The organism is Pseudomonas sp. GW821-FHT10B02 (assembly GCF_059415665.1).
Genome location: NZ_JBWKNR010000001.1, coordinates 620759 through 632219, shown reverse-complemented (window position 1 = coordinate 632219; position 11461 = coordinate 620759). Strand labels below are relative to the sequence as shown.

The following is an 11461-nucleotide window of genomic DNA, read 5'->3' as shown; positions in this document are numbered from 1 at the left end:
ATCGCGGGGCAAGCCCGCTCCCACAGGGTACATCACCCTCCTGTGGGAGCGGGCTTGCCCCGCGATGCTTGAATCAGTTCTTGCGGATTTTCTCGACGATGGCCGTGGTCGAGCTGTTCTCAACCAGCCCCAGCACCTTCACCATGCCGCCATAGGCCTTGACGATATCGGCACCGACGACCTGCTCAATACCGTAGTCCCCACCCTTGACCAGCACATCCGGCTTGACCTGGCTGAGCAGGTTTTCGGGCGTGCCTTCAGGGAAGCTGATGACCCAGTCCACTGCTCCCAGACCGGCGAGCACCGCCATGCGGCGATCTACGCTATTGATCGGACGGCCCGGACCTTTCAGCCGGCTCACCGAAGCATCGTCGTTTACCGCAACGATCAGACGATCACCTTGGGCCCGCGCTTGCTCCAGGTAAGTTACGTGGCCTGCATGAAGAATATCGAAGCAACCATTGGTGAAAACAATCTTTTCGTTATGAGCACGGGCATCATCGATGGCCAGCAGCAACTGGTCGAGACTCACCACACCGCGCTCAGAGCCTTCTTCGCGCTGGATGGCGCGGCGCAGTTCCGGTGCGCTGATCGCTGCGGTACCGAGCTTGCCGACCACGATGCTAGCGGCCAGGTTGGCCAGGCCCACGGCATGGGGCAGCTCTTCGCCTGCGGCGATGGCGGCGGCCAGGGTCGAAATCACCGTATCACCGGCACCGGTGACGTCGAAGACTTCACGGGCACGTGCCGGCAAGTGCAGGGCCGGATGATCGGGGCGCAGCAGGGTCATGCCATGCTCACCACGGGTCACCAGCAAGGCGCCCAGCTCCAGCTCGCTCATCAGTTGAGCGCCCTTGGCCACCAGCTCCGCTTCATCGGCGCAGCGGCCGACGATGGTCTCGAACTCGCTGAGGTTCGGGGTGATCAGGCTGGCACCGCGGTAGATCGAAAAGTCCTTGCCCTTGGGGTCGGCCAGGACCGGGATCCCTTTGGCCCGTGCAGCCTGGATCAAGCTTTGATGGTTCTTCAGGGCGCCTTTGCCGTAATCCGACAACACCAGTACCTTGACCCCGTCGAGCAGGGTGTCGACTTCAGCCCCCAACGACAGCGGGTCGGTGGCGAAGGGTTCTTCGAAATCGATTCGCAGCAGTTGCTGGTGACGGCTCATGACCCGCAGCTTGACGATGGTCGGCTGGTGCGCAATACGCTGGAAAATCGAGCGCACACCTGCAGCCTGCAGGCTATTGGACAGGCTCTCGGCGGCCTCGTCCTGGCCGGTAACCCCGATCAGCGATGCCGGTGCGCCCAGGGCGGCGATGTTCAAGGCCACGTTGGCCGCACCACCAGGACGGTCCTCGATCTGTTCGACCTTGACCACCGGTACCGGTGCTTCAGGCGAAATTCGTGAGGTACCACCATGCCAGTAGCGGTCGAGCATGACATCGCCCACCACCAGTACCGGGGCTTGATCGAAACGCGGCATGGACAACTTCATGGGCAACCCATATATACAAAATTAACAGGGGCAGGATATTAGCACAGGCTAGGCGAAGGCTTGATTACCGCCTTACCGACAAGCTGTTGCAGGAAAGCGGCCGGAGCCCAGGACGGGCTCCGGCGTCAGGCTCAGGTGATATCGGCTTTGGCCGGCTCGTCCAGGCCCATGGCATGCAGCCTGGCGTAGTAGCCGTTGGCAGCCAGCAGCTCGGCATGCGTGCCGCGCTCGACCAGCTTGCCCTGATCCATGACCAGGATCATGTCGGCCTTTTCAATGGTCGACAGACGGTGAGCGATGACCAGTGTGGTACGGCCCTTCATCACATGATCAAGCGCCGCCTGGATATGCCGCTCGGACTCGGTGTCCAGCGCCGAGGTGGCCTCATCGAGGATCAGCAGCGGCGCGTTCTTGAGCAGGGCCCGGGCAATCGCCAGACGCTGGCGCTGACCACCGGAGAGCAGCACACCGTTCTCGCCGACCTGGGTGTCGAAGCCCTTGGGCAGTTGATCGACAAACTCCTTGGCATAGGCGTCGGCCGCAGCCGCTTCGATATCAGCACGCGGCGCGCCCGCCAGATCGCCGTAGGCAATGTTGTTGGCCACAGTGTCGTTGAACAGGGTGACATGCTGGGTCACCTGAGACACATGGCGGCGCAGGTTGCGCAAACGATAGTCTTCGATCTCCACGCCATCGAGGAGGATCTGCCCCTGGTCATGGTGATAAAACCGCGGAATCAGCGAGGCCAGGGTCGACTTGCCACTCCCTGAACGCCCCACCAGTGCAATCATCTGCCCCGGTTCAGCAGTGAAGGAAATATCAGACAACACCTGGCGGTCAGTGCCCGGGTAGGTGAAGCTCAGGTTACGCACTTCAAGGCGCCCCTCTACCCGCTCCAGCTCCACAGTACCGGCATCGACTTCCGGCGCTTCATCCAGCTGTTCGAAAATGCTCTCAGCGCCAGCCAGGCCTTTCTGGATAGTCGAGCTGACTTCCGACAGCTGGCGGATTGGCTTGGGCAGCAAGCCTGCAGCGGTGATGTAAGCCACCAGGTCGCCGGCGGTAGCGTCGCCCCGCAGGAACAGCACCAGGAACATCAACGCAGCCATGGCGGAATAGATCACCAACTGCAGCATGGGGGTGTACACAGCCCCGGTCTTGGTCATGCGCAACTGCTTGTCGGTGTTGCTTTGGCTGGCATTGGCGAAGCGTTGCTGCTCGTAGTTTTCACCACCGAAGCTGCGCACCACGCGGTAGCCTTGAATGGTTTCCGAAGCGACATGAGTGACATCGCCCATCGCCACCTGGATCTTCTTGCTCTGTTTGCGGAATTTCTTGCTGGCGGTACCGACCATCATGGCAATGACTGGCAGGATTGCCAGCATTACCAGGGTCAGCTTCCAGTTCATCCACAGCAAGTAGGCGAACAGGAACACCACCGTCAGGCCTTCACGGATCACCACCTTGATGGCATCGGTGGCGGCGCCGGTAACCATGGTCACGTTGAAGGTGATACGCGAAATCAGGTGGCCGGAGTTGTGATTGTCGAAGTAACGGTTGGGCAGCACCAGCAACTTGTTGAACAACTCCACCCGCAGGTCATGGACCAGCCCCAGCGAGACCTTGGCCAGGAAGTAGTTACCCAGGAACGAACCAAGGCCCTGCCAGGCGGCGATCAGCACGATCAGCAACGGCACTGCCTGCAGCAGCTGCAGGTCTCGCAGGTAAGGGACGTTGGGGAACAACACCGCCTGGGGATTGCTCAGACCATCGACAAAGTACTTGAGAATCCCGGCCAGCATGGGCTGGGTTGAGGCAAAGATGATGAAACCGAGGATACTCAGCATGAAAATGCCGATATACGGTTTCACATAGCTCAGTAGCCGGAAGTAGATTTTCAGGCTGGAGCTGCTCTGCTGCTCCGCCTTTAGCGGTGTTTCGGCCATCGTAGAGCTCGCTGTTCAGATTGAACCGGAAATTTTATCACAGCCCGGTCGATGGGCATGCACCCAGAGCAAACCTGAACGAAGCCTAGGCTCTGCCCCTGTGTACATCCAGCGCATCCTCATCGTTTCAACAACACCGGCATGGTACATCTGCAAAATTTTCGGCATTATTGCCGGTCCTTTTGTTCGCCCGTTGGCAAGGCCACTATCCATGCAATGTTCCCGGCTACACCAGGTCGACCTCAACCAACTCATCCTTGGCGCCCAGGTGCTGGAGGCTGATAGTTACGGCGCCAAAGTGTACCTGCTTAATGACGGCAACATCCTTAAACTCTTCAGACGCAAGCGCTTGATTTCATCTGCCCTGCTGCGGCCTTATTCCCAGCGTTTCATCGACAATGCAACGCAGTTGGAGAAAAAGGGAATCCCCACGCTGAAGGTTTTGAAGTACTACAAACTGGATGCGCCTGGAATGACGGCAGTGCTGTACCACCCGTTGCCGGGAGAGACCCTTAGCCAACTGTCTCGCAAGGCAGGCTTCAGCTGGCAAGAGCGCCTGCCGGAGCTCGTGGCGCTGGTGCGCAAGCTGCACAAGTCGGGCATCTACTTCCGCTCCCTGCACCTTGGCAACATTGTCGTGACACCAGAACAGGAGATGGGCCTGATCGACGTGGCCGATATGCGCTTCATGCGCGCACCGTTGTCCAACCGCATGATCCGGCGCAACGTGCAGCATTTCGCCCGTTACATCGCCCGCGAGCGCCTTGAGAGTCAATTCCCTCTCGCCGAACTGGAACGCGCCTTGCTGAATTGAACACCTGGGGCATCGAGGCGCTGAGTGCGCCACTTGCCCGCAAGATATTGACGATGCTCAAGGGGGATCACCCCCTTGTTTCGTGCCGGTTCATGGGCAATCAGCCCGGGTCAATGCGCAAAAAAACCCACGCCCACGCCCAGAACCACGCCAACCACCAGTATCACCATCAATTTGATGCGATCACGCTTACGGCGCCGTGCTTTACGCCGACGCTCACCGGGCAGACTTACATGCGCCTCGAAGCCGGTATGCAGTACCGCGTCCCCCTCAAGGCTGACCGCGGTGAGATTCAACTCGGCGTAGCGTTTTGACAGCGCCTTCTCACCAGAGTAGCCGGCAAATGGTGCGCAACGCTGATAGTCGCTAAGCCGGCGCAAGCCTGGGTTCAACGAAAAACTCTGCCACTCAGGCTTGTCCGAGAGCAACGGGTAACACGGCACACCGGCAATGATCTGACGCTCGCCCAGATGGATGTAAGGGCTGTGCACTTTCAAGTCATGGGCATAGCTGCGCAACCAGACTTGAAGCAAATGCGGGCTGACCTCAAGAATGCTCTTCGAATCCTCGACGAAACCTGGCCGGTAGAACTCCCAGTCATCCTCGCAGTGAAAGATGTAGGGGGTTTTTACGTGGCTGTAGGCCAGGTCGATAGACGGCAGCTGCCCCAGTTTAGGCCGATTGACGAAGACCTTGCAGTGCGGCTTCCAATGTTCCGGCACCGCCTGATGGACAGCGTCATCGCCCGAATCTTCGGTGATGAACACTTCGCGAATCGGTGCAGTATTGAAACGATCGAAACTCTCGAGTGTAAGCTTGAGCAGGTCGAAACGCCCGCAACTGGTAACCACCAGGGTTACATCACTGTCATCACTGAATCGCACCGGATTCCCTCCCCATCTTCTGTATTCGGTTGTTCGAGACCACGCCCCATGTGCGGGACAGCCGGCTCATATGCCCAGTCTCAAACGCAAGCGCTGCCAACCGGTCAGGGCTGGACGGGAACGCAGAGGTGGCTGCATTTTTTCTACGATGCTTCGGCCCACTTGAGCGAAGCTGAACTGCGACACAGCAAGGTCACGACCGTTGCTGCCAATGCGCTCGACCAATGCCGGGTCGGCGCGTAACACTTTGAGCTTTTCCTGCAGCTGGGCAATGCTGTTGTACAAAACCACGTTGTGCATGTCTTCAAGGCCCAGGGCGCGATTCTCCGCCTCCCCTTGATCAAAAGCCAGCAGCACGCAGCCACAGGCCATCGCCTCGAAATTCTTGATCATGTATTCGCCCATGCCGACATCGGCACTGACGAAGAAACGAATGCGGTTGAGCGTGTCACAGTACTCTTCACCGGACTTGGTCCGGGTGACCAGCAGGTTTTCGACCTGAGCGAGCTCATCGAGCAACGCCTTGCGCCCACTGTAGGCGACACTGTTGGTACTGCCGACAAAGGCCAGCTCGATATCCCGCTCGCGCCCCTGGTCGGCCAGCAACTGCTGGTCGTAGCCCTTGGGCACGAATTCGGCGTCGAAACCCTCCTGGCGCAAGCGTTCGCTGACCATATAACCGGAGCTGATCACCCGCGCCCAAGGCAACTGACGGTAGTGGGCGCTGAACTTGCCGGTGTACTTGCACGGGATGTAGTTCTGATAGGCGTCATGTTCGAGGATGACCAGGTTGGGCACCGTACGAATGAAGCCGACCTGACGAATCTCTTGCTTGAAGCGCAGAAAAAACACAATCCGGTCATACTTTTCGACGTCGACTTCACGACGGAAATAGCTGCGCAGGTTGCGCTGATCGGCACTGCTGAGCCAGCGCAGATCGCATTCGCAATGGGCGGCGACACCGTCGTAGAGACGGTCCAGGATTGCCCGTTGTTCTTTCTGCACCAGAAATAGAACTTTCATTGTCTTCCTTGCGGTCTTTGTTCAGCCGCTAACAGTCATGGGCCAGGATCAGAGATCACGGCGCCAGAACAATTCATGTCGGCGCACGGCCTTGCGGAAAAATTCGTTCTCGCCGTAAGGCGAAGCGCGTCGCCCCGCCAGCCAACGCTGGAGCAGGCGACGAATGCGGCGCTTGAACGGTGCCGGCGGCTGCAGATCGTGCATCATGCCCAGCGCCATGGCCTTGTCGCGCTGAGTCGCCAGATCCAGGGGCAGACTGTAGGGCGCCCAGATCTGCCCGCCTCCCAGTTGCGGCGGCAAAGCCACCCCGGCACCGCTATCGCCCATCGGCCAGCGATCATTGTCATGCAGGTGGTTGGCGTACCCCAGCACGGTTTCCGGCTGCCATTCAAGCCCCTGCAGGGCTTCGAGCACAGCAGCCTGGGCGCAGATGTGGTCAGGATGCGGATCAAGAGTCGGATGCGGCATCACCAGCACCTGCGGGCGAGCCTTGAGCAACAACGCACGCAAGTCGGCCAACAGGTTGTTCCAGGTCGGCGCACCATCCTGGTCACCCGGCAAGGTTATCGCATTGAAGCGCCTGAACAGACGGGTATCGTCAAGCTCCGCCTCACGCGAGGCGATTGCCTGATCCGGCGCTGCCTGCATGGCTGGCAACTGCAGGCAGAAATAACCCAGCTGCACACAGTTCGACTCGGGCACACCTGCCCAGCGCGGTACGGCAATACTGTCCCAGGCGCGCAGCCGGCCCTTCAGGCGGGCGGACTCAGCCTTGGCCATGCCCATTTGCTGGTAGTGCTCAGCCTCGATCTCGCCAGCGGTCAGGGTCACCACCCAGGCTTCTTGCGCCTGGCTATAGAGGCCGAAAGCTGCCAGTTCGGCATCATCAGCATGGGGCGCGATGACCATGACGCGCTTCTGGCGCAGATCGTTGCCTGCAACAACCCACAACTGCCCTTCGCCAGATAGACGGCACCAGCGCCCACGCAAGCGCAGCCGCCCGGCAGCAAGCGACTCGCCAAGCCCGGTCAGGTTCAGGTAACGCAGGCCCGCGACGCCGCGCTCGAAAGCCTGGCAATCTTCACCGTTCAACACCACTGCCGGGTCCAGGAAACGACCCAACCAGCTACTTTTCAGGCGCAGTGCCAGGACCAGCGTTTCATCACCGACAAGCTGCAAAGGTGCCTGAAGCCGCACAACACCGTCGACCAGCTCGACCGGATGCGCCTGGCAATCCTGCGGGAACTGATACTGGTAGTCTTCGGCAGGCGAATAAAACAGGTGATCGGCAAACCAGGCTTCATGGGCAACCCACAGCAGTGGCAGCAGCAATAGCGGCAACCACCACTGGACGAAAATACCCAGGCCCAGCAACACCACCAGGCCAGCCAGCAACCCCAGCCGCTTGTTGCGCCGGTGCCGCTTGAGCAACTGCTGCTTGCGGCTCACACCTGAAACACCGGAACAGGGTTGCACCAGCGATCCTTGTACTCGCGATCAGCGCGGCCAAAGGAGAAACGCAGCGGCTTGTTGCGCGCCCGGGCATCTTCCCAGGCGGCCTGGGTATTGAGGAAACTCAATACGCTTCCAGGACTGAAAGCCTTGGTTTGCGGGTCAACGCCACCATTGATGTACTCGACGCTGATCCACTCAGGGGCTTCGACCCGGTAAACCAGCTGGATGGCGATGGGCGCATCGTCGAGGAACAGCACCGAACCGATCAGCAGCTCACGCAGACGCTCTATGACCTCAGCCATACGTTCGGCGCCAGTGGCCGGGAATTCCCAGCGGCGCTGAAACAGATCGCAGTAGATCGCAGCCAGTTCACTGCTGGAAAACTCAGAAACCGCACGCACCTGGCCGCCCGCCTCTTCCAGCAGGCGCAACTCGCGGCGCTGGTTGTAGCGAAACTTCTTCGACAGGTCTTCAGGCGTGCGCGCCATCGCCAGCGATTCAGTCTGCAGCTTGAGGTTGGCGAAACGCCCCTGGTTGAGCTCGGACAAGTAACGTCCGGCATGACGCAGCGGCGCCTGGGCATCGGCAGCCGCCGGCAGGATCAGCTCGGCATTGCCCAGGTCATACAAACCCTTCTTGCCCTGACGCTTGAGCACGTCCTTGGACAACGCCAGGTAACGGCCCCAGGTCGGAATCGCGGCCTTGAGCTCACCATTGTGTTCCCAGCCCAGGTAGCGCACCGGAATCTGCGCCAGCTCGGCCAGTTGCTCGACCACCAGCGGGTGGGTCGCGACGCTACCACCAAAGCGCTGCCAGGCCTGGGCGTAGGCAGGCGCATCGATCACACGCCAGCCGCGCTCGCGCCAGCCTTGAATATGATTGAGCATCAAGCCTCCGCCGTCAGCGCGCGCACAGCTGGCAACTGCCAGAAGGTATCGCGCACAGCGCTATCGGAAAAACGCTCACGCAGGCGCGCAAGCATGCGCTCGGCACACTCCTGGCGCTGCGCTTCATCCAGTACGGCCAGATGTTGCAAGCCTTGAGCCAGACGCTCGGCATCGGCCAGTGGAAACAGGATGCCGACACCCTCGACCACTTCCAGGGCACCGCCGCAGGCAGTGGCGAGTACCGGCACCCCGGCGACCATGGCTTCAAGCAGGACCATACCGAACGGTTCGTGGTCGGAGCTCAGGGCAAAAGCATCGAACGCCTTGAAATAGCGTCGCGCATTGGGCACCTGACCGAGAAAGTCCACCTGCCCGGCAATTCCCAGCTCGGCGGCCAGTGTTTTCAGCGACTGCTCCAGCCGCCCCTCACCCAGGATAGCCAGGCGGGCACCCGCCGGCAGACACGGCAGCGCGAGGGCAAAGCCACGCAACAGGGTGGCCTGGTCCTTGTCCGGATGCAAGCGACCGACATTACCGACAATCCAGGCCTGCGAATCCAGCCCCAACGCTTGGCGGGCATCGGCTGCAGGCACCAGCGCGGCCTGCAGCGCCTCGATGTCGATACGGTTGTAAAGGGTCTGGATGCGCTCAGCCGGCCACTTCGGCAAGCATTTGCGCATGTCATCGCGCACCGCGTCGGAGACGCCAAGCAGACTCAGGCGCTGACGGAACAGGTTGGCAAACAGCTGACGACTGCCGCGCTGGTAATCACCAAATGCATGATGCACACCAATCACCGGCAGGCGGCTACCGAGCAAGGCGATATAGATCGGCTTGAAGCGGTGAGCGATACAGAAGCTGAAATTGCGCGTGGCGACGATCCGCCGCAATGCGCGGATCGCCCCCAGCTTCAGGCCACGGATGGCCTTGGAGCTGAACTCGAGGAAGATCACTTCATCAGAGGCGCAGCCGGCGGCCACCTGAGGGTCGGCAGCGCCGGTAAGGAACACCGTGGTGACCTTGTAGCCGCTGCCGTTGAACAGGCTGGCGTACTGCCGCGCACAGTCCAGGAACGGACCGTCATAGCCGTGGCAGAACTGCAGGACGCGTTTTTCAGCCCTGGACGTCATAACTGTTCGCGCCGTCCTTGACTACCAGAATGTCTTCCATGATCAGGTACTGCAGATCCGAGCCGAAGAACATGTTCAGGGCATCGGTCGGCGAGCAGATCATTGGCTCGCCACGACGGTTGAGCGAGGTATTGAGCGACACGCCGTTGCCGGTCAGGTCTTCCAGTGCCTTCATCATGTCGTAATAGCGCGGGTTGTACTCACGCTTGAGCACCTGGGCCCGCGAGGTACCGTCTTCGTGGACGACTTCCGGCACGCGGGTCTTCCACTCTTCGGCGACTTCAAAGGTGAAGGTCATGAAGGGCGCCGGGTGATCGATCTTGATCATCTGCGGGGCGACGGTGTCGAGCATCGACGGGCAGAAAGGCCTCCAGCGCTCGCGGAACTTGATCTGGTGGTTGATGCGGTCGGCGACGCCAGGAACGCTCGGGCAACCGATGATCGAACGACCGCCCAGCGCGCGCGGACCGAACTCCATGCGGCCCTGGAACCAGGCCACCGGGTTGCCATCGACCATGATCTTGGCGATCTGCTCCGGCATGTTCTCGAGCTTGCGCCATTTCGGCTGGCTCGGGTGACGGGCACAGGCGGCAATCACGTCCTCGTTGGAGTACGCAGGGCCGAGGTAGACGTGTTCCATCTTCTCGACCGGCACTCCGCGGGCGTGGGAAACGTATGCAGCCGCACCGACCGCGGTACCGGCGTCGCCGGAAGCCGGCTGGACGAACAGTTCCTTGAGGTCAGGACGGGCAATGATCTTCTGGTTGAGCTTGACGTTCAGTGCGCAACCGCCAGCGAAAGCCAGCTTGCCGGTTTCCTTGAGGATGTCGCCCAGGTAGTGGTCGATCATCTGCAGGGAGATTTTCTCGAACAGCGCCTGCATGCTGGCGGCGTAGTGGATGTACGGCTCGTCGGCGATGTCGCCTTCGCGCTTGGGACCCAGCCACTCGATCAGCTTCGGCGAGAAGTAGAAGCCTTTGCCTTTCTCTTTGTAGCGGCGCAGGCCAATGACGTTGGCGTAGTCGGTATTGATCACCAGCTCGCCGTTCTCGAAACTGGCCAGACGCGAGAAGTCATATTTGCTGGCGTCGCCATACGGGGCCATGCCCATGACCTTGAATTCGCCGTCGAGCATCTCGAAACCGAGGAATTCGGTGATCGCGCCGTACAGGCCGCCCAACGAATCCGGATCGAAAAATTCCTTGATCTTGTGAATCTTGCCGTTTTCGCCATAACCGAAGAAGGTCGTGGCGTACTCGCCCTTGCCGTCAATGCCGAGGATCGCGGTTTTTTCCTTGAAACCCGAGCAGTGGTAGGCGCTGGAAGCGTGAGCGAGGTGGTGCTCGACCGGTTCGATCTTGACCTTTTTCGGGTCGAAGCCCAGTTGCTCCAGGCACCAGACGATCTTCTTGCGGTAGCGCTTGTAGCGACGATTGCCCATCAGGATCGCGTCGAGAGCACGGTCCGGGGCGTACCAGTAGCGCTTGGCGTAGTGCCAGCGGGCCTCACCGAACAGGCTGATCGGGGCGAACGGAATGGCCACCACGTCAACGTCGGAAGGCTTGATGCCAGCCTGCTCCAGGCAGAACTTCGCCGATTCGTAGGGCATGCGGTTCTTTGCATGTTTGTCGCGCACGAAGCGCTCTTCTTCAGCGGCGGCAATCAGCTTGCCGTCGATGTACAGGGCCGCGGAAGGATCATGGCTAAGGGCGCCGGACAGGCCAAGAATCGTCAATGCCAAGGGTCTAGCCTCTTCAATCTGTAAATATGCGCCCTGGCCCCTTGGGGCGAGCGGCAACGAAAGAGCGGGATTATAACGTAAAGTGT

At 60.3% G+C, this 11461-nt stretch carries 9 protein-coding genes; 1 reads left to right on the top strand and 8 read right to left on the bottom strand.

Annotated features, from left to right (window positions below):
• Positions 1 to 73: 73 nt before the first annotated feature.
• The gene (gene hldE, locus AC07OF_RS02900) at positions 74 to 1495 is read right to left on the bottom strand and encodes a bifunctional D-glycero-beta-D-manno-heptose-7-phosphate kinase/D-glycero-beta-D-manno-heptose 1-phosphate adenylyltransferase HldE (RefSeq protein WP_157194453.1); all 1422 of its coding nucleotides are present in this window, start codon (positions 1493 to 1495) and stop codon (positions 74 to 76) included.
• 131 nt (positions 1496 to 1626) lie between these two features.
• Positions 1627 to 3441 carry a lipid A export permease/ATP-binding protein MsbA gene (gene msbA, locus AC07OF_RS02895; RefSeq protein ID WP_157194454.1) on the bottom strand — a complete coding sequence of 605 codons (1815 nt, stop codon included), beginning with the start codon at positions 3439 to 3441 and terminating at the stop codon, positions 1627 to 1629.
• A 211-nt stretch (positions 3442 to 3652) separates the two neighbouring features.
• On the opposite strand from msbA, the gene AC07OF_RS02890 reads away from it, so the two are divergent.
• The gene (locus AC07OF_RS02890) at positions 3653 to 4255 is read left to right on the top strand and encodes a BUD32 family EKC/KEOPS complex subunit (protein WP_157194455.1); all 603 of its coding nucleotides are present in this window, start codon (positions 3653 to 3655) and stop codon (positions 4253 to 4255) included.
• Positions 4256 to 4365: 110 nt separating this feature from the next.
• On the opposite strand, the gene AC07OF_RS02885 is transcribed toward AC07OF_RS02890, so the two are convergent.
• The 6 genes from AC07OF_RS02885 to AC07OF_RS02860 all read right to left on the bottom strand — a co-directional run bounded on the left by AC07OF_RS02885 (position 4366) and on the right by AC07OF_RS02860 (position 11375).
• Positions 4366 to 5139 carry a glycosyltransferase family 2 protein gene (locus tag AC07OF_RS02885; RefSeq protein ID WP_157194456.1) on the bottom strand — a complete coding sequence of 258 codons (774 nt, stop codon included), beginning with the start codon at positions 5137 to 5139 and terminating at the stop codon, positions 4366 to 4368.
• 66 nt (positions 5140 to 5205) lie between these two features.
• Positions 5206 to 6162 (bottom strand): glycosyltransferase family protein, encoded by a 957-nt coding sequence (locus tag AC07OF_RS02880; RefSeq protein WP_038615277.1) that lies wholly within the window; start codon positions 6160 to 6162, stop codon positions 5206 to 5208.
• 48 nt (positions 6163 to 6210) lie between these two features.
• Positions 6211 to 7611 (bottom strand): PIG-L deacetylase family protein, encoded by a 1401-nt coding sequence (locus AC07OF_RS02875; RefSeq protein WP_495072557.1) that lies wholly within the window; start codon positions 7609 to 7611, stop codon positions 6211 to 6213.
• Positions 7608 to 8504, bottom strand: coding sequence for an antimicrobial resistance protein Mig-14 (locus tag AC07OF_RS02870; RefSeq protein WP_476446106.1), 897 nt, complete (start codon positions 8502 to 8504; stop codon positions 7608 to 7610). Before AC07OF_RS02870 ends, AC07OF_RS02875 begins: the two co-directional genes overlap by 4 nt.
• Positions 8504 to 9634, bottom strand: coding sequence for a glycosyltransferase (locus AC07OF_RS02865; protein WP_495072556.1), 1131 nt, complete (start codon positions 9632 to 9634; stop codon positions 8504 to 8506). Before AC07OF_RS02865 ends, AC07OF_RS02870 begins: the two co-directional genes overlap by 1 nt.
• On the bottom strand, positions 9618 to 11375 hold the full coding sequence (locus AC07OF_RS02860) for a carbamoyltransferase family protein (protein ID WP_157194460.1): 1758 nt from the start codon (positions 11373 to 11375) through the stop codon (positions 9618 to 9620). The genes AC07OF_RS02865 and AC07OF_RS02860 overlap by 17 nt, the downstream gene beginning before the upstream one ends.
• Positions 11376 to 11461 lie beyond the last annotated feature (86 nt).

Bases quoted from the DNA above. Each gene is read 5' to 3' on its own strand.
- AC07OF_RS02870 (WP_476446106.1), bottom strand. From the start codon at position 8,504: ATGCTCAATCATATTCAAGGCTGGCGCGAGCGCGGCTGGCGTGTGATC.
- AC07OF_RS02880 (WP_038615277.1), bottom strand. From the start codon at position 6,162: ATGAAAGTTCTATTTCTGGTGCAGAAAGAACAACGGGCAATCCTGGAC.
- msbA (WP_157194454.1), bottom strand. From the start codon at position 3,441: ATGGCCGAAACACCGCTAAAGGCGGAGCAGCAGAGCAGCTCCAGCCTG.
- AC07OF_RS02890 (WP_157194455.1), top strand. From the start codon at position 3,653: ATGCAATGTTCCCGGCTACACCAGGTCGACCTCAACCAACTCATCCTT.
- AC07OF_RS02865 (WP_495072556.1), bottom strand. From the start codon at position 9,634: ATGACGTCCAGGGCTGAAAAACGCGTCCTGCAGTTCTGCCACGGCTAT.
- hldE (WP_157194453.1), bottom strand. From the start codon at position 1,495: ATGAAGTTGTCCATGCCGCGTTTCGATCAAGCCCCGGTACTGGTGGTG.